Consider the following 20,489-nt stretch of genomic DNA (forward strand, 5'->3'; position numbering starts at 1 on the left):
TCGGGACTCGGGACTCGGGACTCGGGACTCGGGACTCGGGACTCTTCCAGTAGGGTGCGCCGTGCGCACCGTTGATCGGGCCGTAGGGAGGGGCGAAGTTCGGTTCGTAAGGAGGCCCCGGGACGGCCCTGCTGTCGGGGGTTATTTGCTCAACAGCCTCATCGGCAATCATTTCACAAACAACCCCCGACAGCAGGGCCTTCACATCCGGCCTCGGTATTCTTTTTGACATTGATCGGCCGGTGCGCACGGCGCACCCTACAGCCCGGCACCTACTACCCAATTTACGACGGACGAATTAATGACACCGACAATACAACTCGCCAGCGACCTGATCCGCCGCAAATCCGTCACCCCTGACGACGCCGGCTGTATGCCGCTGATGCTCGAGCGCCTGGAAAAAATCGGCTTCGAGACCACTCACCTGCGCCGCGGCGATACCGACAATTTCTGGGCGGAGCGCAAAGGCTCTGGCGAGGGCCCGCTGTTCGCCTTCGCCGGCCACACCGATGTGGTGCCTACCGGCCCGGAAGAAAACTGGCGGCACCCACCGTTTGAACCGGTGATCGAGGACGGTATCCTCTACGGCCGCGGCGCCGCGGACATGAAGGGCTCACTGGCGGCCATGGTGGTGGCCTGCGAGGAGTTTGTCGCGGCCCATCCCGACCACAGCGGCCGCATCGCCTTCCTGATCACCAGCGACGAAGAGGGCCCCGCCGCCGACGGCACCGTCAAGGTGGTCGAGTGGCTGGAGGAAAGGGGCGAGAAGATCGACTGCTGCCTGGTGGGTGAGCCCTCCAGCACCGACCGCGTCGGCGATGTCATCAAGAACGGCCGCCGCGGCTCCCTGGGCCTGGAACTGACCGTGTTCGGTGTGCAGGGCCATGTCGCCTACCCGCACCTGGCGGAAAACCCGGTGCACACACTGGCACCGGCACTGGCGGAACTCGCCGCCGAACAGTGGGATAACGGCAACGACTTTTTCCCGGCCACCAGCTTCCAGGTCTCCAATATCAACGGCGGCACCGGCGCCACCAATGTGATCCCCGGCGAAGTCAAAGTGATCTGCAACTGGCGCTTCTCCACCGAAACCACGGCGGAGGAGCTGGAGAGCCGCGCGCGGAAGATTCTGGATGGGCACGACCTCAACTACCGGGCGAATTTCAAGCTCTCCGGCCAGCCCTTCCTGACCGCCGGGGGCCCGCTGGTGGAGGCCACCCAGGCCGCCATCAAAACCGTGACCGGCGAAACCACGCAACTGTCCACCGCCGGCGGCACCTCCGACGGCCGCTTTATCGCCCCCACCGGCGCACAGGTGGTGGAACTGGGACCGGTCAACGCCACCATTCACAAGGTGGACGAGTGCGTAAAGGCAGACGACCTGGACCCGCTCAAGGATATGTACCGGGAGATACTGGAAGGGTTGCTGCGGTAACCCCACAGAACGGTCTTTCTGCCGCGCTCGCCTTCTACCAACTCGTCAAATTGTTTAGTCTGGCCGGGATAATGCCAATAAGAGACCGGCCGACATGTACCGATTGCTGAATTCCATTGCGTTTATGGCACTGGCGCTGCCCGCGCTGGCCGCCGCGGAGATTTCCGACTTCCAATACGAAGATGTCTTCAACCTGGAGTACGCCAGCGACCCCCATTTTGACGGGAGAGGTGAGACCGTCTTCTACGTCCGCAATTTTATGGACAAGATGGCAGACAGGAAGCGCTCCAACCTCTGGCGCATCGACACGGATGGCGACAACCACCGCCCGCTGACCTCCGGCAACTACTCCGACCACTCGCCCCGCCTGTCGCCGGACGGCGAAGTACTGGCCTTTATCAGCGACCGCAGCGGCAAACCGCAAATTCACTTGCTGTGGCTGGACAACGGCCGGTTTCTGCAGATATCCCACCTACCCGAATCACCGTCCAATATTCAGTGGTCCAGAGACGGCAGCAAGCTGGCCTTCACCATGTTCGTTCCGGAAAGCAAACCGCTGCCGGTCAAACTGCCCGAAAAGCCCGAAGGCGCAAAGTGGGCGGAAAGCCCCAGATTTATCGACCGCGCCACCTACCGTGCGGACGGCCGCGGTTATCTCAAGCAGGGCCACAACCAGGTTTTCGTTATCTCCCACGAGGGTGGCACGCCCCGCCAGCTCACCGCCGGTGAGTTCGACCACAACAGCCGGCTGGCCTGGAGCAAAGACGACGACGCCCTCTACTTCTCCGCAAACCGACATCCCGATCACGAGTTGGAGATGATGAATTCGGAGATTTACAAAGTCAGCCTGGTAGACGGCGAAATTGAACAGGTAACCGAACGTTTCGGACCGGATTCCAGTCCACGGGTTTCGCCCGATGGTGAACGCCTGGCCTACCTGGGTTTTGAGGACAGGAAGCTCGGCTATCACAATGCCGGCCTGCGCATTCTCGACCTGGAAAGCGGCCAAACCCGGGCGGTGGATACCGCCAAGGATCGCAGTGTCGGCGATTTTGCCTGGGCAGACAACAAGCGCATCGCCTATTCCTACGACGATTCCGGCTCCACCAAGATCGCCTTGAAGAGAATCGGCGGCGGCGAAAAAGTACTGGCCTCCGACGCCGGCGGCCTCTCCCTGGGGCGCCCCTATCCCGGCGCCGACTTCGCGCTCTCCGGGCGCGGCGAAATCGCCTATACGCGCACCCTCGGCCAACAGCCGGCGGAACTCGCCCTGTCGCGCAACGGCAATGTGCGCCAGATAACCGAACTGAACGGCGACCTGATGCCGCTTCGCAATATGGCACAGATCGAGGAGATTCGGTACGAATCCAGCCACGACGGCCGCGAAATCCAGGGTTGGGTGGCCTACCCACCCGGTTTTGATCCGCAGCAAAAATACCCGCTACTGCTGGAAATTCACGGCGGCCCCTTCGCCAACTACGGGCCCCGCTTCGCCGCGGAAATCCAGCTCTATGCCGCCGCCGGCTATGTGGTGCTCTACACCAACCCGCGCGGCTCCACCAGCTACGGCCAGGAGTTCGCCAACCTCATCCACCACAACTACCCCAGCCAGGACTACGACGACCTGATGTCCGGTGTCGACACGCTGGTCGACCAGGGTTATATCGACGAAGACCGACTCTATGTCACCGGCGGCAGTGGCGGTGGCACCCTCACCGCCTGGATAGTGGGCAAGACGGACCGCTTCCGCGCCGCAGTGGTGGCCAAGCCGGTGATCAACTGGGAGAGTTTCGTACTCACTGCCGACTACTCGCGCTTTTTCGTCGACTACTGGTTTGCGGGCATGCCCTGGGAAGAACCGGAAAACTACCGCCGCCGCTCCCCGCTCACCTACGCCGGGAATATCACCACTCCCACCATGCTCCTCACCGGGGAACAGGACTATCGCACCCCCATCTCGGAGACGGAACAGTTCTACCAGGCACTCAAACTCCGGCAGATAGACACCGCCATGGTGCGCATCCCCGGCGCCTCCCACGGCATAGCCGCCCGCCCCAGCCAGCTGATTGCCAAGGTGGCATCGGTTCTGTATTGGTTTGATCAGTACAAGCCCGCCGAGGAAGGCGCACAGGTGGCAATGGACGGCGAAAGTCCGGATACCTGAAAGATTCAGCCGGGGCCGGATGGAAGATCCGCCGGCCCCTGCCCACCCGGACCTTATCCCCTCAGTGCAGCCGCCCCTGCTCCCGCCGGCGGCTGTCCTGCTCATCCGGCTCGTAACCGTGGGCCAGCACAAAGTAGTAAATCACCTGCGCCTGGCCCTGCACTTCCGCCAGCAGATCGAAATTGAACTCGCCTTTCTCGCCGGACGAGACCTGTACCGAGGCGATATGTTCCGGCTCGATAAACAGTTCCGCCACCGGGCGCTTGCCCCGCATCACCTGGACCAGCAGGGTGCGCACATCCTCCTCGGTAAAGCGCCAGTGGTAGTCGTCTTCGTCGTAGACCAGCGAGTCGGAAGTACCGGCGCGCAGAATGCAATTGGCATGCTCGATCAGCCAGGGCCAGAATTCTGTGAACGTCAGGGTCGTATTCATCGGCGTCATCAATCGTCCAGTTGTCCGACGCCGTCTGCGCCGCCCTCGAGGCCGAATTCTTCGGCAATCTGCCGGCACCAGCGATTCAGGCGTCCGGCGGTCATCTCCTCCTGCTGGTCCTCGTCGATGGCCAGGCCGACGAACTTGCCCTCGCCGGGGATCTCGGCCTTGGAGGCCTCGAACTCGTAGCCCTCAGTGGACCAGTGGCCGACAATGGCGCCGCCGCGCGCGACGATCACGTCGTGCAGCATGCCCATGGCGTCGAGGAAGTAGTCGCCGTAGCCGAACTGATCACCCAGGCCGAACAGCGCCACGGTTTTACCGCTGAAATCGATCTCTTCCACATCCTCCCAGAATTCCTCCCAGTCGGACTGGATCTGGCCGAAATCCCAGGTGGGGATACCAAACATCAGCCGTTCGTAATCGGCGATTTCCAGTTGGGTCACATCGGCGATATCGTGAACATCCACCCGGTCCTCCCCCAGGCGCGCCTGGATACGCAGGGCCACCGCCTCGGTGTTGCCCTCGTCGCTGCCGTAAAACAAGCCGATTCTGCTCACATTCACTCCTATCTGGCCCGCCTGCAGGCCGTTGCATTCTCTATCGAGCGGCGGCGTATTCTCCCAGCAATGGGGGGATGCGGCAAGTTGAGGCGCCTGGCGCACCAATTGAAAAAGCCCCCGCAATGGGGGGGGCAAGGGGTTACGAACATCGGGGCCCTGGGGTAGAGGGGACCCGATCGATCGCACAGGAGGGTTGGGTGTTACTTAGCGATTGTCCCGGCGACGCTCGGCGCGTCTCTCGCGACGTTCTTCCCAGCGGGCCTTGCGCTCGGCCTTCATCTGTTCCAGCTTGGCCTTCTGCTCGTCGGTGAGGATGGCCTGGAACTGCCGATGCTGCTCGTGCATGGCCTGCATCCGGGTCACCTGCAGTTTACCCAGTTCCGCGCCCAGCTGGTCGAGGGTGGCCTGGTCGGCCCCGGACTCGATTGCCCCGCGCAACTGTTTATGGATCTCGCGGCGCTTCTCGCGCTGGGCCTTGTGCGCCTCGCGGTTGGCATCGCGGTCGGCTTTCAGCTGGGCTTTCTGACCCTCGGTCAGCCCCAGCTTCTCGGCCATGCGTTCAAACATCCTGTGCTTGGAGTGGTGCGGCCCGTGGTGGTGATCGCCGCCTCCGGATGCCAAACTCATTCCCGGCGCTGCCAGGGCGCCGGCCAGCACCAGGCTGCCGGCCACTGCTTTCCAATTGTTCATCGACGGTTCCTCTTGTTCGCTGTCGGTAAATGCATACTAGGGCTCCGCCGTGTAAATGAGGGATAACGGCGGTAAACAAGCGTTAAGAACGGTAAACAGGATTCCGCCCCGCCACATACGGCGCCACGTCTTTGCATATAATGGGCCCGCGTGCTGTCAGGCACTAACAACTCGAGGTCACAGACAATATGAGCCGTATCCTTCTGGTCGACGACGACAGCGAATTGACCGATCTTCTGCAGGAGTTCCTCACCGGCGAGGGATTCGACGTGACCGTCGCCAACGACGGCGGCAGCGGCCTGGAGCTCGCCCAGAGCCGGGACTTCGATGCGCTGGTGCTGGATGTGATGCTGCCGGTGCACAACGGTTTCGACCTGCTGCGCAAGCTGCGCAAGGAGGCCTCGCCGGGCAGCCGTTCGCTGCCGGTGCTGATGCTGACCGCCAAGGGCGATACCGTCGACCGCATCGTCGGCCTGGAGATGGGCGCCGACGACTACCTGCCCAAGCCCTGCAACCCCCGCGAACTGGCCGCACGCCTGCGCGCAGTGCTGCGCCGCGGCGGCCCCAGGTCGAGCGAAGAGGCGGACAGCGGTCTCACCAGCGGACCGCTGCGCCTGCTGCCGACGGAACACCAGGCCTACTGGGAGGACCAGCTGCTGTCGCTGACCGGCGCGGAATTTTCGGTACTCAAGGTGCTGGTGGAGCACGCCGGCGAGGTTGTGAGCAAGGAAGTACTCACCGAGAACGCCCTGGGGCGCAAGCTGATGCCCTACGACCGTTCCATCGATGTGCACGTCAGCAATCTGCGCAAGAAGCTCGGCGAACACGGCGACAGCCGCGATATGATCATCAATATCCGCGGCGCCGGCTATATGCTGACCCAGAGTGCCGGCAACTGATGCGCAGCCTCTTCTGGAAAATGTTTTTCGGCGCCTGGATCACCGCCATGGTGATGGTGGTGGCGGCAATCTATATCACCCACTTCGGGGAGTTCGGCGATCCGCTCCAGAAAGACCGCTGGGAGGGGCCGGCCCTGTTCCGCGAGGTGGTGCACAACCTGCGCCGCTCCCGCCGCCACGGGCCCGACCACTTCCGCCGCTGGCTGGAGAGCGCGCCGGACAAGGTCCGGGAGCGGGTATTCGCCATCGACCAGAACGGCCGGGAGCTACTGGGCCGGCCCCTGCCCAAGGACATGGCGCCGCTGTTCGAGAGCCTCAATTATCGCAACCGCGAGACCCGCGCGCTGGTCGACAAGAAGCCCACGGTGGGCTTTTTCCTGCCCCTGCGCAGCCCGGACAGCCTGCGCGTTACCATCGTCGTCGGGCAGAGCAAGGAGGGGCTGTTGCTGCGGTTCCTGTGGCGCAATTTCTGGCCCATGCTGCTGTTGTCGATGATCGCCTCCGGCGGCGTCTGCTACTGGCTGGCGCGCTACCTGAGCCGCCCGCTGGACCAGCTGCGCGCGGCCACCCGCCGCGTGGCCGCCGGCGAACTGGACTACCGCGTCGCGCCCGGGCTGCACAGCCGCAGCGACGAATTGGCCGACCTGGCGCGGGACTTCGACTCCATGACGGCCCAGCTGCAGGAATCCATGGCCGAGCAGGGTCGCCTGATCAAGGATGTCTCTCACGAACTGCGCTCGCCGCTGGCGCGCCTGCAGGTAGCGCTGGGGATCGCGCGCCAGAAAAATGTGCGGCTACTGGATACCGAGCTGGACAAGATCGGCAAGGCCGCTGACTACCTGGAAGACATTATCGCCGACGTGCTGTCGCTTCCGGTGGCCGGCGGGGACCAGCGGCCGCTGGACGATGTGGTGGAGATCCAGAGCCTGCTGGAGGCCCTGGCAGAAGACCTGAAAGGCGAAGCCGGGGGCAAATCCGTGCATTTCGACCTCCGTCCCGGCGCGGGAGAACTGCTGGTTGCCACGCGCGGCAGCTCGCTGACCGCGGCGCTGGAAAATATCCTGCGCAACGCGATCAAATACAGTCCGGAGGGCGGCGTCGTCACGGTGACCACAGAGCACTCGGGCGAACACTGTCTCATCGGGGTGATCGATTCCGGCAGCGGCGTGGCCGACGGGGAACTCGAGGCGATATTCCGTCCCTTCTACCGTACCGATACCGCCCGCACCCGGGAGAGTGGCGGCTTCGGCCTCGGCCTGGCCATCGCCCAGCGCACCATCCTCCGCCACGGCGGCGACATCAGCGCCCGCAACGCGCCCGGCGCGGGGCTGTGTATCGAGGTGCAATTGCCGCTGCTCGAGCTCAATGAACAGTGAGCGTATAGCGATGCATGCCGACAACAAGCTGTTCTTCTGCATGGATCACTGACCGGGGGAACTGCTATACGCTGGAGCAGTGAAAATCCCAATGTGGGCAGCGGCAGCCAGAAAATCATCGCCAGCAAGCCCCATTCCCTGGTGCGTACCGAGATGGACTTTGGCAAACAGGGTACCGCCGAGGCCGAATTCCGCCTGCGGCCACAAAATGGCGGCACGCAGGTCACGTGGCAGTTCAGGACCAGCATGGGCTCGGGGCCGGTAGCCCGCTGGATGGGACTGCTGGTCAAACGGATGGTGGGCGACTCCTGCCAGCAGGGGCTGGAAAAGCTGAAGAAGGTGGCGGAGTCGACGGAACAGGAATCAAATAACCAAAACTAAACATCGAAGATTGAACAACTGCAGTGTGCGCCCTGCGCACCCTGCGGCTTTACTTTCTGTTCCTCGATTTTTGATTCTTGCCTTTTGCCTGCGGCGGCTTGCGCAGTTTGCGGCGCTGGCGCTGCAGGCTCTGTTTCTCCGCCTGGGTCAGCGGGCGCTGGCCCAGTTTCGGCAGGCCGGCAGTGACGCAGAGTTCGTCGATATCCCGCGGTTCCATCTCGATCCACTGACCGACCCGCACGTTGGACGGAATGAACACATTGCCATAGCGCACCCGCTTCAGGCGGCTGACGCGCACGCCCTGGGACTCCCACAGTCGGCGCACTTCGCGGTTGCGCCCCTCCATCACCGCGCAGTAGTACCAGCGGTTGCTGCCCTCGCCGCCGCTCTCGACGATATCGGTAAAGCGGGCGACGCCGTCTTCCAGCAGGACGCCGGTAAGCAGGCGCCTTTTCATCTCGTCGTCCACCTTGCCCTGAATACGCACCAGATACTCGCGATCGATCACCGACGACGGGTGCATCAGTTTGTTGGCCAGTTCGCCACTGTTGGTAAACAACAGCAGGCCGCTGGTATTGAAATCCAGCCGGCCCACGGAGATCCAGCGCCCGGAGCGAAGCCTCGGCAGCCGGTCGTAGACGGTCGGGCGGCCTTCCGGGTCGTGGCGGGAACAGATCTCGCCCATCGGCTTGTTGTACAGGATGACGCGGCAGCGGCTGTCTTCCGCCGCCGGCAGCGGGCGGCCGTCCAGCGCCACCTGATCGCTATCGGTCGCCCGTTCGCCCAGTTCGGCCACCTGGCCGTTCACGGTGACCCGACCGGCCTCGATGGCACGTTCCATTTCCCGACGGGAGCCGAGCCCGGCGCGCGCCAGGACTTTCTGCAGTTTTTCGCCTGCGGGCGAAGTGCCTTCATTCATGAGGGGGCGTTTTCCGTTTGCTCTGTGTCGCGGGTTTCGCTGTCGTCTTCGGCGCTTTCCCGTGCATCCTGTTCATCGCCTGCCTCGCCACTATCGGCAGAGGCGAACAGGCTGCTCGGCGGCAGTTCCGCCGCAAGGCCACTGGCCGGTTCTTCCTCCGGCCCTTGCCCGGCGGCGGTCTCACCGATATCGGAAACCGCTTCGCGCCCGGCTTCCGTTTCGATATCGGGCGCCGGCTGTTCTTCACTTTCGAGGTCGGAATCGGCTTTGCCGTCCGTTTCCAGCGCCGGGTCATCCGGAATACCAGGCTCTTCCTCCGGCTCCTCCTCCGGCTCCTCCTCGGCGGCTGGTGGCGCGGCGTCGCCGCCTGGGATCTCGCCTTCCGGTTCGGCGCACTCCCCGCCGTCTTCACCGGCTACAGCCCGGGCGATTTCCTCCACAATCCCGGCGTCTTCCACCGGCTCCGCTTCGGTTTCGCCGGTCGGGGATGCCGATTCCGCGGAGGCCTCTTCTTCGCCGCTCCCGCCATCTTCCGCCTCTGCGGATGTATCGGAAGTCGCCTCCGGCTGCTCCCCGGCACCGTCGGTATTTTCGCCCTTGGCGGCCTCGGCACCGCTTTCACCGTCCTGACCCAGGTCCAGCGTTCGGTTCAGGCTCTCGATATCGCGAATCTCCGCCAGGGTCGGCAGGTCGTCCAGGGTGCGCAGGTTGAAGTAGTCGAGAAATTCCCTGGTGGTCGCGTAGAGGGACGGCTTGCCGGGCACATCGCGCTGGCCCACCACCTTGATCCAGCCGCGCTCGGACAGGGTCTTGACGATATGCGAGCTGACCGCGACGCCGCGGATCTCCTCGATATCGCCGCGGGTGATGGGCTGGCGGTAGGCGATGATCGCCAGTGTCTCGAGGATGGCGCGGGAGTATTTCTGCGGTTTTTCCTCCCACAGGCGGTTGATCCAGGGGGCCAGATCCTCGGGCACCTGGAAGCGCCAGCCGCTGGCCACCTGTTTCAACTCAAAACCGCGCTCGCTGCCGCTCCCGGCAATCTCTTCCAGCACCGCCCTGAGCTCGGCCTTTTCCGGGCGCTCGCCCTCGTCTATCAGGGACAGCAGCCGATCTTCGCTGAGGGGCTGCCCTGCGGCCAGCAGTGCGCCCTCTACGATACGGCGCAATAATTCCGGAGCAATGGTCATCTTTTCACTCTAATCCAATTCCCCCGACCGCTCCGCGGCGGCCCGGGGCCTGACTATTCGGTTTCCACCGCCGCTGCGGCGTCGTCCTCCACCGGAGGGGCGGGCATTTCTTCCCCGGGATCTTCCCCGGCGGCCCCGCCGTCGTCGACCGTCTCTTCGGCTTCCTGTCCGGCGGCGCGCACATGGATGGGACCGAAGGACTCGTTCTGTACCAGTTCCACCAGCGATTCCTTCATCAGCTCCATCACCGCGAGGAAGGTGACCACCACGCCCAGGCGCCCCTCCTCCACGGTAAACAGGCTCACGAAGGGCACGAACTGGCGGTGGCGCATCTTGTCGAGCACCTGGGTCATGCGCTCGCGGGTGGACAGTTTTTCCCGCTCCACCTGGTGGCTCTCGAACATATCGGCGCGCCGCAGCACTTCGGCCAGGGCCACCATGACTTCCTTGAGATCCACCTCCGGGTCGGGGCGGGTGAGGTCGCGGTCCGGACCCCGAGCGCTGGCCTGGTGGATATCGCGGCCGACCCGCGGTATCTCGTCGATATCCTCGGCCGCGGTCTTGAAGCGCTCGTACTCCTGCAGGCGGCGGATCAGCGCGGCGCGCGGATCCTCGCCCTCCTCTTCCTCCGCCGCCGGCGGGCGCGGCAGCAGCATGCGCGACTTGATCTCGGCCAGCATCGCGGCCATGACCAGGTATTCCGCCGCCAGCTCGAAGCGCATGGCCGTCATCATCTCCACATAGGCCATGTACTGGCGGGTGATGTCGGAGACATTGATTTCGAGGATATCCAGGTTCTGCCGCCGGATCAGGTACAACAGCAGGTCCAGCGGCCCCTCGAAGGCCTCGAGGATCACTTCCAGCGCGTCCGGCGGGATATAGAGGTCGGCGGGCAGCTCGGTGAAGGCCTCGCCCTGCACCATCGCGAAGGGCATCTCGCCCTGGCGCGCCGACGCCCCGCCGGTGTCGTCCCGGCGGTCGCCGCCCTCGCCCGGGGCATCATCGGTCTCTCCGCCCTCGGCGGCCCCGACTTCGGCGAGTACCTGCTCTTCCGCTTCGGCTAGTAATTCTTCGCTGGACACGCCACCTCGACCTCACTCTTCACCGGCCCGCTGTCACCCGATTCGGGCGGGGCAAACGCGCGATTATACACGGTGTGGCCGGCCCTGATATCCGCATTTAGTGGCGCGGAGGGGGCCGGTGCGGGGTGTACCTTTCTGGGACACGCCGTCAATACGTCCCTGTAGGCTTGTCCGCGAGGTCCCTCTCGCAGACAGTCCCAGAAAGGTACACCCCGCACCGGCCTGTGCCATTGGTAAGCGATTCCGACGCTTGAGTAACGCCACGCACCACAGCGGATGGACGGGCCATCAACCCATTATTTCGTCGATGGGGCCGCAACCCTGGCGGATCAGCTCCGGCTCGTCGCCGGTGAGGTCCACCACGGTAGTGGCTTCCAGGCCGCAGAAACCGCCGTCAATCACCAGTTCCACCTGGTGCTGGAGGGTGTCGCGGATATCGTAGGGGTCGGTCAGCGGCTGGTCGTCGCCGGGCATGATCAGGCTGCAGCTCATCAGCGGTTCGCCCAGCGCCTCGATCAGCGCCTGGACGATGGCGTTGTCCGGCACGCGCAGGCCGATGGTCTTGCGCTTCGGGTGCATCAACCGCCGCGGCACCTCGGAGGTGGCGGGCATGAGGAAGGTATAGGGGCCAGGCGTGTGTTTCTTGAGCAGGCGGAACATCTGGTTGTCCACCTTGGCGTAACTGGCCAGTTCCGACAGGTCCCGGCACATCAGGGTGAAGTTGTGCTTCTTGTCCAGCTGACGCAGGGCGCGGATACGCTCCACTGCCAGCTTCTCGCCCAGCCGGCAGCCGATGGCGTAGGCCGAATCGGTGGGAAATACGACCACACCACCGGCGGCGACGATATCCGCCGCCTGACTGATCAGCCGGCCCTGAGGGTTGTCCGGATGAATCTGGAAAAACTGCGCCACAAAAGCCCCCAATCAATGAAAGTAATACCTGGAATGCTCGTTATCCCGAGCCCCCTCAAGTCTGCCACAGTTTCCACACCGGCTCGACGTCCGGCGGCAGATGTACCGAGCCCAGTTCCCGCCAGGGCTGGTCCGGCTGGTGGAAGTCGCTGCCGAGGGAGGCGCGCAGGGGCGAGCCTCCATTCTCCGCGGCCGCGGATTCCATCAGTCGCCGCAGGTCGCGGGTCTGCACGGGGTTCTGGCGGCCACACAGCAACTCCGCGGCGCCGCCGCCCGCCCGACTGAATTCGTCCAGCAGCCGCTCCAGTCGGGTCCGGGTCAGCCCGTATTTGAGCGGATGTGCCAGTACCGCGTGACCGCCAGCGGCGCGGATGGTCGCCACTGTCTCCTCCAACGACGGCCAGTCAACCTTCACATCTCCGGCCTTGCCGGCGCCCAGGTAGCGCTTGAAGGCGCGGGCGCTATCCTCGACATGCCCCGCCTGCACCAGCCAACGGGCGAAATGCGGCCGCCCCAGCACGCTGTCCCCGGCCAGTGCCCGCGCGCCCTCCAGGGCACCGGTGAAACCGCGCTTTTCCAACTGCCCGGCGATCCTCTCGGCGCGCTCGCGGCGCAAGCGGTCGCGAAGTTCGATCCCCTCGCGCAGCGCCGGCGCGTCCGCGTCGACATTCAGGCCGACGATATGCACCGGGCGCCGGCCCCAGAGCGCCGAGAACTCGATTCCGGGCAGGATTTCGACACCCTCCTCGCCGCCCGCTGCGCGCGCCTCGGCGAGACCCGCGACGGTGTCGTGGTCAGTGAGCGCCAACAGGGTCACGCCCTGGGATTTAGCCCTCGACACCAGCGCTGCAGGACTTAAAATACCGTCGGAGGCAGTGCTGTGGCAGTGCAGGTCGATGCGACCGCTGTATGCTGCGGCATTCGGGATATTCAACAGAATTCTCTCGCTCGGGTAGTGACACCCATTTGAACATTTGCCGGTCGCCGCTGTCAGAGCTGCGCCGGTCACCTCAGGGATAAGGCTCCGACCAGGCATTCTCACAGAGGATCCCGGAGAAACCAGTTTCACCGCTGACTGCGGTACCGTCAGCCGGGAAGCTATGTTGTAAAGGGGGCTGGACTTCAGCCAGCGCCCCGCAACAGCTTTCAGCGGGCATTATCACCGGAACAGAGCATGACCGAAACCAACCCCACCACCTCGGCGACAGATCGACAGGCTGAACAGGCAAAAGCGCAGGACCGGACCGATGAGGCCCCCAAGCCCAAAAAGGAAAGCCTGCTCGCCAACCTGCTGCTCAATATCGTCATCCCCACGCTGATCCTGACAAAGCTGTCCGGCGACGACTGGCTGGGCACCAAATGGGCCATCGTGGTGGCACTGGCATTTCCACTGCTCTACGGCGCACGCGACCTGCAGCGGTCGGGCAAGGTGAATTTTTTCTCCGCGCTGGGCATCATCAGCATCCTGCTGACCGGTGGCATCAGCCTGCTGGAACTGGATGCCAAGTACATCGCCATCAAGGAGGCCGCCATTCCCGGCCTGCTGGGTATCGCCACCCTGGGCTCGCTCTACACCCGCTGGCCGCTGGTGCGCACGCTGATCTACAACGACAGGATTCTCGATACCGCCAGAATCGCCGAATCGCTCAACGGCCGCGGCAACAGCCGCGCCTTCGATCGTACCCTGCAACAGGCCTCCTGGATGATCGCCGGGTCTTTTTTCCTGTCGTCGGTACTGAACTACGTACTGGCCAGGATACTGCTGCAGAGCCCGCCGGGCACCGTCGCCTTCAACGAGGAGCTGGGCAGGATGACCGCCCTGAGCTACCCGGTAATTTTTGTTCCCTCGATGATCATCCTCGGGTTCACCCTCTTCTTCCTGTTCCGCCGGATCGGCAAGCTGACCGGCCTGAAGCTGGAAGAAATCGTGGTTCAGCAGTAGCGGCCGATAACTTCTTATAAAAGAGCACAATACGACCATGTGGTACGCAATCATCAGTGAAGACGTCAAAGACAGCCTGCCCCTGCGCAAAAGCGCGCGCCCCGAGCACCTGGCGCGCCTCAACCAGCTGAAAGACCAGGGCCGCCTGCTGATCGCCGGCCCCCATCCGGCGATCGACAGCGAGGATCCCGGCGAGGCCGGATTCACTGGCAGCCTGGTGGTCGCGGAATTTTCCTCACTGGAAGAGGCCAAAGCCTGGGCGGACGCCGACCCCTTTGTCGGCGCCGGCGTCTACGCCCGGGTGACCGTAAAGCCGTTCAAACACGTGCTTCCGTAACTTTTCGACAACAAGCAAACCGACCGCGATAAGAAAAGCTGTAATCAGAATGATGAAACAACTGACCGGACTGGCGGCAGCAGCGCTGCTCGCAATCGGCGCCCCCGCCGGCGCACTGAGTGGAGACACCCGCTACATCACCGACGAACTGCGCGTGCCGATGCGCTCGGGCAAGGGCAACCAGTTCCGCATCCTAGATGCCGGCCTGCCCAGTGGCACCAGGCTGGCCCTGCTGGAAGACGCAGCGGACGAAGGCTGGGCGCGGGTGCGCACACCGGAGGGCGAAGAGGGCTGGATACGCCGCCAGTACCTGGTGGACGAACCCGTGGCCCAAATCAAACTGGAAAAGGCCCGCGCCGACCTGGCCCGTTTCGAGCAAATGGACCTGGGCAGCGAAGTCCGCCGGCTGCAGAAGGTCAACGGCGAGCTGGAAAGCCAACTCGCCGCCGCCAACGAAAAATCGGCGCAACTGGCCGGCGAACTGGAGGAACTGAAGAAACTGTCCGCCGACGCCGTGTCACTGAACAAGCGCCACCAGAAACTACTGCACCAGCACGAACTGTTGAAGCAGGAACAGGCGATGGCCGAAGCGGAAATCCAGCGCCTGTCCAGCAGCGATACGCGGCGCTGGTATATGTACGGCGCCGCCTCCGTGGGGCTGGGTGCCATTCTCGCCATGATCGCCCCCTATGTGCGCCCGCGCCGCCGCCACTCGGAATGGGCGAACTGATGTTTCGGGACCCGGCGCACCCTACGGTTGGAAAAGAATTCCGAGGCCGGATGTGAAGGCCCTGCTGCCGGGGGCTGTTTGTGAAACGATTGCCGATGAGGCTGTTGAGCAAACAGCCACCGGCAGCAGGGCCGACCCAAAACCTGCTTATGGGCCGAGTTCCGGCAGCCTCCACAGGCCCGGCCAATGGTGCGAGGCTGCCATGGATGGCGGTCATGCAGACAACGCATGGAGCAGTTGTCTGCCACGGCGCACCCTACGGCACTGAATACTGAACGCTTTTCAGTGTGGAACAAAACACTCGCGGTAAAGTGTTATTGTATCTGCCGGGGAAGCCCTCCCTAACAGATACAACCGACGCCAATTTCCGGAGACATGGAAGATGCGCACTCTGATTACGGCACTGCTGGCCTTTTTTATCGCCCTGCCCGCGCTCGCGGATAACCCCCGGGTCGAACTGAAGACCGATCTCGGCACCCTTCGCGTCGAGCTCTACACGGACAGGGCCCCGGCCACAGTGGAAAACTTTCTCGCCTATGTGGACAGCGGCTTTTACGACGGGGTGATCTTTCACCGCGTCATTCCCGGCTTTATGGCCCAGACCGGCGGGCTCACCTTCGATTTCCAGAAGAAGGACACCCGCGAACCAGTGGTGAACGAATCCGACAACGGCCTCAGCAACGAGCGCGGCACCCTGGCCATGGCGCGGGTCTCCGACCCGGACAGCGCCACCTCGCAGTTCTTCATCAACCTGGTCGACAACGTCCGCCTGGACGCGAAAGAGGACAAACCCGGCTACACCGTCTTCGGCAAGGTGACCGCGGGGATGGACGTGGTGGAGAAAATCGCCGGGAAGCCGCGCGGGCGCTACGACGCCTTCCCGGACGCCCCCAATGTGCCGGTGCGCATCCTGAAGGTGAAACGCGTCGACGACAGCGCCGTCGCCGCCAGCGAGCAGGGAGAATAACCGGTGACAGCCCTCAGCGTGAACCTCAACAAAATCGCCCTGATCCGCAATTCCCGCGAGGGCAACACCCCGGACGTGGTCGCCCACGGCCGCATCTGCCTGGACGCCGGCGCGCAGGGCCTTACGGTGCATCCGCGCCCGGACCAGCGCCATATCCGCCCCGGGGATGTGCACGACCTGGCCGCCCTCTGCCGCGATCGGGACGGCATCGAATTCAATATCGAGGGCAACCCCTTCGCCGGACCGCTCGACGACTACCCCGGACTGATGCCACTGGTACTGGAAACGCGTCCGGACCAGTGTACCCTGGTGCCGGACAGCAACGACCAGCTCACCTCGGATCACGGCTTCGACCTGAAGCGCGACGGCGCGCGCCTGGAACCGATCATCACCCAACTTCGGGACGCCAATATCCGCGTCAGCCTGTTCATGGATCCCGACCTGGAGCAGATCGGCCTGGCGCCGGAAGTCGGCGCCGACCGTATCGAACTCTACACCGGCCCCTACGCAAAAGCGGTAACCAACCAGAGCGCCGATATCGAATCCATCTTCGCGGCCCACTGTGCGGCCGCCGAACACACACGGCAACTGGGGCTGGGCATCAACGCGGGCCACGACCTGAACCTGATCAACCTCCCCCGCTACCGCACCCTGCCCGGCCTACAGGAAGTCTCCATCGGCCACGCACTCACTGTCGACGCACTCAACATGGGGCTCGACAACGCGGTCAACGCCTACCTGAACTGCCTCCGCGGCAACTGATGCGCGCCACTCGTCTCGACAACGACTGCAGCCCCTGAGAGCCCATGCAAACGCTCAATATCATCGGCGCCGGCAAACTGGGCAAAACCCTGGGCCGGCTGTGGCGACAACGACAGGTGTTCGAGATCGGCGCTATCTGCAACCGCACTGCGGAAAGCACCCGCGATGCCGCTGCATTTATCGGCGCCGGTGACGCCGCCGAATCCATCGCCGCCATGCCGGACGCGGACTGCTGGCTGATCGCCACCGGCAACGGGCAGATAGCGGAGATCGCCGAAGCGCTCGGCCGCCGCCGGGGCGACTGCGGCCGGGCGGTGGTTTTTCACTGCAGCGGCGCACTCGGCTCCGCAATTCTCGAACCCTGCAGGCCCGCCGCCGCTGCCAGCGCCCACCCGGTACACAGCTTTGCCGACCCGGCACTGTCACTGGAGACGCTGCCCGGCAGCAGCGTCGCCCTCGAGGGAGACAGCCGCGCCGTGGAGTGGCTGCACAGCGCCTTCACCGCACTGGACTGCGTACCGCTGACCATCGCCCCCGAAAACAAAAGCCTCTACCACGCCGGCTCGGTATTCGCCTGCAACTACCTCACTGCGCTGATGGATCTCAGCCTGCGCACCTTCGACGCCGCCGGTATCGATCGCGAACAGGCGCTACGGCTGCTGCAACCGATCGTTTTACAGACGGCCCGCAACAACCTGCAACTGGGTCCCGAAAAGGCGCTGACCGGCCCCATTGCCCGCGGCGACGGGACAACCGTTTCCGCGCAGCTGGAAGCGCTGCAGGCAGCGGACCCGCAATTGGCGCAAAGCTATCGCCAACTGGGGCAGGCCTGTGTAGAGTTGGCCCGCCGCGGCGGGCTGGGCGAGGAAGCCAGCGAGCGGTTGACCGAACTATTGAGTGAACCGACGAAATAGGACAGGCGGAGGAGCGCAGCGACCTGCCTATCCTCTACATAACTCAAGTTTCGGGGTTTAGTTTCGGCAGCCGGGGCGGGGAGCATTCGCCTGCAAGCAGGCTCCTACGACAGCGCGGCGCCCATTTCTACAAAAAACTGACTCAGTACCCGTTATCCATGGTTGAAGACTCTCCCGAATACCTGCAAAAACGCGCCTTCTACGACAGCCTGCTGACCATCTACGGGCGCAAACCGGTACTCGAGGCACTGGAGGATCTCTCCCTGCCGGTCCACAAGCTCCACCTGGCCAGGAGCAATCGCCGCGACCACCTGATCGCGCGCATGGAGCAACTGGCCACCGAGCGCCAGGTCGAAATCGCCCACTGGGATCGCAAGGGGCTGTCGCGCATCTCCAAAAACGCCCGCCAGGACCAGGGCGTAGCCCTGGACCTGGCGCTGCCCCACTACGGCACCGCGGAGGCGTTTCTGCAGCAACTGCCGGAAAAACCCTGCGAGCTGCTGGCACTGGACGGTATCACCAACCCCCAGAACCTGGGGATGATCATCCGCTCCGCCTGTGCCGGCGGCATGGACGGCATCATCCTGCCGAAGAAAGGTTGCGCGCAGATGGATCCGCTGGTGATCAAGGCCAGCACCGGCACCGCATTCAAGATGCGACTACTGCGCTGTGAAAAACTGGCGCCGATCCTGGCAAAGTTCCGCGAACAGGGGGCGCGTATCTGTGGCCTCTCCTCCCACGCCCGCGACACCCTGGCCGGACTCGACGGCCGCCAGCCGACCGTGTTCGTGCTGGGCAATGAAACCCGCGGTGTCAGCGACGATGTCGCCGGCCAGTGCACGCAACTGTTGCGGATCCCCATGCAGAATGGCGTCGAGAGCCTCAACGTGGCAGTAACCGCGGCACTGATCGGCTTCAGGCGCCAGACCTGACACCAAATTCCCTCTCTCCGTCCCGGAGACCCACGATTCGTGCTTTTTCCCGCCAGATTCCCGGCGCCTATGGGAACAATTGCCCCCGATAGACTACATATCAAGTGGAAATAAAATACCTGCCCACAAACAGGCTTTGGGAATATCCATTGCGGCAGGCTCCGCAACGAATAACGATGCAAGGGACTGACCATGAAATATGCAATCTCTGTTCTGTTCATGTGCCTCATCGCCATCCCCGCGATGGCGGAGGGACCGGACGATATCTATGTGGATCTGATGCCGGTCTTCGGAAGGATGGACAGCGACCGCGGCGCAGACAACGATGCCTATGGCGCACGGGTCGTCTACGGCCGCGGCTGGCGCGGCCCCTGGTACGCCGAAGTGCAGGGATTCGGCCTGCGCCAGGACGGCAATCATTCCATCACCGGCAATCACCTGTACACCTCCGGCGTGGGTATGGACGCCGTCTATGCCTTCCGGGATCGCACCGGCTATACGCCCTTCCTGCTGGCCGGCGCCGGCGCGACGGTCAACAACGGCTATCCCGGGGGCTCGGATGTCAACGCCTTCCTGAATCTCGGCGCGGGGATCGCCAGCGCCGCGCTCAATGACAACGGCCTGAAAATACGTGCCGAAGTGCGCTACATGCGCGATTACTTTGAAGACGACATGAACGACTGGCAACTGGGGCTGGGCCTCAGTTTCCCACTGCAGCAACCCGCACCGCCCCCCGCGCCCAAGCCGGCCCCCGCACCGGCGCCGGAGCCGCCCAGGGACTCCGATGACGACGGCGTTATCGACGATCGGGACCGCTGCCCCGACACCCTGCCCGGCGCCGAGGTGGACAGTGAGGGTTGTGTACTCGCGGAAGAGACAATCACCCTGGAAAACGTCCATTTCGAACTCGATTCGGCAACCCTCACACCCGCCGCCAGGAATTCCCTGCAGAAGGTGGTCCGCGCCCTCCGCAGCCAGCCCGGCAGCGCGGTGGAAATTGCCGGGCACACCGACAACCAGGGCAACGACGCCTACAACCTGAAACTCTCCCAGCAGCGCGCCAATTCGGTCAGGACCTTCCTGATCCGCAACGGTGTCGATGCGGACAGACTCACCGCCAAGGGTTACGGCGAACAGCAACCGGTCGAGTCCAATGCCACCGAGAGCGGCCGCGCCATGAACCGGCGAGTGGAAATGCGCTTCCGCTAACAGGTGCCAATTCACCGCCGAACAGGAAGGCGACACAGCTATCAAAGCCCGGCAACCCTGCCGGGCTTTCTATTGGCTGGCACCCACCTCCTTACCAAGACGAGCCTGTCGTCAAACCGGGGCCTCGCAGTCCACAGAATCTGTGGATATCTCTGTGAACAATGCCCGGGAAAATCCCGCCAGCCCCCATGAATCCGTTGTAACCCATTTGTGAGGAAAATTTAATCAAAACTATAAGCTCATATAAATCAATGAGTTACAACAGCCAGTAAATCGGTCTTGACAATAAAATAAGCTAACTGGCGCGCATGAAAGGGCTTGATTTTGCTGTGGAAATCATTTCAGGCGAGTGGGACTGGCACGTCACGCCAAATTATAAATCCGGCCCCAACGGGCCGGCGGGCGCGTCCCGGATCCGGGTCCCGACACCGCTATGGAGATACCGGCGAAACTACCTGGGCCATCCCATTTACCTCCCGACAGCTACCGGGCTCCACTCAGCCCAACTTCATGGGAAACCGGCGCAGGCGCTTGCCCGTCGCGGCAAAGATGGCATTGGAGACGGCGGGCGCCGGCGACACGGCGATCACGGTCTCCTCCCCCATCACCATCACGCTGATGGGCACGCAGCACTTTGCCCATCCTGCGAGAG

The 20,489-nt window shown here is 63.6% G+C and carries 22 protein-coding genes; 13 read left to right on the forward strand and 9 right to left on the reverse strand.

Features of this window, described 5'->3' with window-relative positions:
* Positions 1-301 precede the first annotated feature (301 nt).
* Together dapE and OQE62_RS15880 are read left to right on the forward strand one after the other, a co-directional pair.
* On the forward strand, positions 302-1,435 hold the full coding sequence (dapE, locus tag OQE62_RS15875) for a succinyl-diaminopimelate desuccinylase (RefSeq protein WP_265723022.1): 1,134 nt from the start codon (positions 302-304) through the stop codon (positions 1,433-1,435).
* A gap of 94 nt (positions 1,436-1,529) precedes the next feature.
* Complete coding sequence (locus OQE62_RS15880; protein ID WP_265723023.1) at positions 1,530-3,599, forward strand: S9 family peptidase; 2,070 nt, start codon at positions 1,530-1,532, stop codon at positions 3,597-3,599.
* Between the two features lie 61 nt (positions 3,600-3,660).
* On the opposite strand, the gene OQE62_RS15885 is transcribed toward OQE62_RS15880, so the two are convergent.
* The 3 genes from OQE62_RS15885 to OQE62_RS15895 all read right to left on the reverse strand — a co-directional run bounded on the left by OQE62_RS15885 (position 3,661) and on the right by OQE62_RS15895 (position 5,285).
* On the reverse strand, positions 3,661-4,041 hold the full coding sequence (locus tag OQE62_RS15885; RefSeq protein WP_265723024.1) for a hypothetical protein: 381 nt from the start codon (positions 4,039-4,041) through the stop codon (positions 3,661-3,663).
* Positions 4,041-4,592 carry a flavodoxin gene (locus OQE62_RS15890; protein WP_265723025.1) on the reverse strand — a complete coding sequence of 184 codons (552 nt, stop codon included), beginning with the start codon at positions 4,590-4,592 and terminating at the stop codon, positions 4,041-4,043. The genes OQE62_RS15885 and OQE62_RS15890 overlap by 1 nt, the downstream gene beginning before the upstream one ends.
* Positions 4,593-4,799: 207 nt before the next feature.
* Positions 4,800-5,285, reverse strand: a complete 486-nt coding sequence (locus OQE62_RS15895) for a Spy/CpxP family protein refolding chaperone (RefSeq protein ID WP_265723026.1) — start codon at positions 5,283-5,285, stop codon at positions 4,800-4,802.
* A gap of 188 nt (positions 5,286-5,473) precedes the next feature.
* On the opposite strand from OQE62_RS15895, the gene OQE62_RS15900 reads away from it, so the two are divergent.
* From OQE62_RS15900 to OQE62_RS15910, 3 genes are read left to right on the forward strand one after another with little or no spacing between them, the layout of a single operon-like run.
* Positions 5,474-6,184, forward strand: a complete 711-nt coding sequence (locus OQE62_RS15900) for a response regulator transcription factor (protein WP_265723027.1) — start codon at positions 5,474-5,476, stop codon at positions 6,182-6,184.
* Positions 6,184-7,560, forward strand: coding sequence for an ATP-binding protein (locus OQE62_RS15905; RefSeq protein WP_265723028.1), 1,377 nt, complete (start codon positions 6,184-6,186; stop codon positions 7,558-7,560). Before OQE62_RS15900 ends, OQE62_RS15905 begins: the two co-directional genes overlap by 1 nt.
* A 48-nt stretch (positions 7,561-7,608) precedes the next feature.
* Positions 7,609-7,941 carry an SRPBCC family protein gene (locus OQE62_RS15910; RefSeq protein WP_377535925.1) on the forward strand — a complete coding sequence of 111 codons (333 nt, stop codon included), beginning with the start codon at positions 7,609-7,611 and terminating at the stop codon, positions 7,939-7,941.
* Positions 7,942-7,990: 49 nt separating this feature from the next.
* Here OQE62_RS15910 and rluB read toward each other — a convergent pair whose 3' ends face one another.
* From rluB to OQE62_RS15935, 5 genes are all read right to left on the reverse strand, one after another.
* Positions 7,991-8,860 (reverse strand): 23S rRNA pseudouridine(2605) synthase RluB, encoded by an 870-nt coding sequence (gene rluB, locus OQE62_RS15915; protein ID WP_265723029.1) that lies wholly within the window; start codon positions 8,858-8,860, stop codon positions 7,991-7,993.
* Entirely contained in the window at positions 8,857-10,050 is a 1,194-nt protein-coding gene (scpB, locus tag OQE62_RS15920; protein ID WP_265723030.1) for an SMC-Scp complex subunit ScpB, read from the reverse strand. The genes rluB and scpB overlap by 4 nt, the downstream gene beginning before the upstream one ends.
* Before the next feature lie 53 nt (positions 10,051-10,103).
* Positions 10,104-11,132, reverse strand: a complete 1,029-nt coding sequence (locus OQE62_RS15925) for a segregation and condensation protein A (protein WP_265723031.1) — start codon at positions 11,130-11,132, stop codon at positions 10,104-10,106.
* 288 nt (positions 11,133-11,420) lie between these two features.
* The gene (locus OQE62_RS15930) at positions 11,421-12,044 is read right to left on the reverse strand and encodes an L-threonylcarbamoyladenylate synthase (protein WP_265723032.1); all 624 of its coding nucleotides are present in this window, start codon (positions 12,042-12,044) and stop codon (positions 11,421-11,423) included.
* Between the two features lie 55 nt (positions 12,045-12,099).
* Entirely contained in the window at positions 12,100-12,978 is an 879-nt protein-coding gene (locus OQE62_RS15935; RefSeq protein WP_265723033.1) for a PHP domain-containing protein, read from the reverse strand.
* A gap of 240 nt (positions 12,979-13,218) precedes the next feature.
* Here OQE62_RS15935 and OQE62_RS15940 point away from each other — a divergent pair, with 240 nt between their 5' ends.
* The 8 genes from OQE62_RS15940 (at position 13,219) to OQE62_RS15975 (ending at position 19,837) form a co-directional block, all read left to right on the forward strand.
* Positions 13,219-13,986: a VC0807 family protein gene (locus OQE62_RS15940; protein ID WP_265723034.1), complete on the forward strand. Its 768-nt coding sequence runs from the start codon at positions 13,219-13,221 to the stop codon at positions 13,984-13,986.
* Positions 13,987-14,023: 37 nt separating this feature from the next.
* Positions 14,024-14,323 (forward strand): YciI family protein, encoded by a 300-nt coding sequence (locus OQE62_RS15945; RefSeq protein WP_265723035.1) that lies wholly within the window; start codon positions 14,024-14,026, stop codon positions 14,321-14,323.
* Between the two features lie 49 nt (positions 14,324-14,372).
* Positions 14,373-15,053: a TIGR04211 family SH3 domain-containing protein gene (locus OQE62_RS15950; RefSeq protein WP_265723036.1), complete on the forward strand. Its 681-nt coding sequence runs from the start codon at positions 14,373-14,375 to the stop codon at positions 15,051-15,053.
* A gap of 382 nt (positions 15,054-15,435) precedes the next feature.
* Positions 15,436-16,020 (forward strand): peptidylprolyl isomerase, encoded by a 585-nt coding sequence (locus OQE62_RS15955; RefSeq protein WP_265723037.1) that lies wholly within the window; start codon positions 15,436-15,438, stop codon positions 16,018-16,020.
* Between the two features lie 3 nt (positions 16,021-16,023).
* A complete protein-coding gene (locus OQE62_RS15960) occupies positions 16,024-16,782 on the forward strand; it encodes a pyridoxine 5'-phosphate synthase (RefSeq protein WP_265723038.1) in 759 nt (252 codons plus the stop codon).
* A gap of 44 nt (positions 16,783-16,826) precedes the next feature.
* Entirely contained in the window at positions 16,827-17,696 is an 870-nt protein-coding gene (locus OQE62_RS15965) for a Rossmann-like and DUF2520 domain-containing protein (protein WP_265723039.1), read from the forward strand.
* A 158-nt stretch (positions 17,697-17,854) separates the two neighbouring features.
* Positions 17,855-18,628, forward strand: coding sequence for a TrmH family RNA methyltransferase (locus OQE62_RS15970; RefSeq protein WP_265723040.1), 774 nt, complete (start codon positions 17,855-17,857; stop codon positions 18,626-18,628).
* 192 nt (positions 18,629-18,820) lie between these two features.
* The gene (locus OQE62_RS15975; RefSeq protein ID WP_265723041.1) at positions 18,821-19,837 is read left to right on the forward strand and encodes an OmpA family protein; all 1,017 of its coding nucleotides are present in this window, start codon (positions 18,821-18,823) and stop codon (positions 19,835-19,837) included.
* 497 nt (positions 19,838-20,334) lie between these two features.
* Here OQE62_RS15975 and OQE62_RS15980 read toward each other — a convergent pair whose 3' ends face one another.
* Complete coding sequence (locus OQE62_RS15980) at positions 20,335-20,463, reverse strand: hypothetical protein (RefSeq protein ID WP_265723042.1); 129 nt, start codon at positions 20,461-20,463, stop codon at positions 20,335-20,337.
* Positions 20,464-20,489: the final 26 nt, after the last annotated feature.

It is taken from the genome of Microbulbifer halophilus (genome assembly GCF_026183675.1).
In the GTDB taxonomy this organism is placed as follows: domain Bacteria; phylum Pseudomonadota; class Gammaproteobacteria; order Pseudomonadales; family Cellvibrionaceae; genus Microbulbifer; species Microbulbifer halophilus.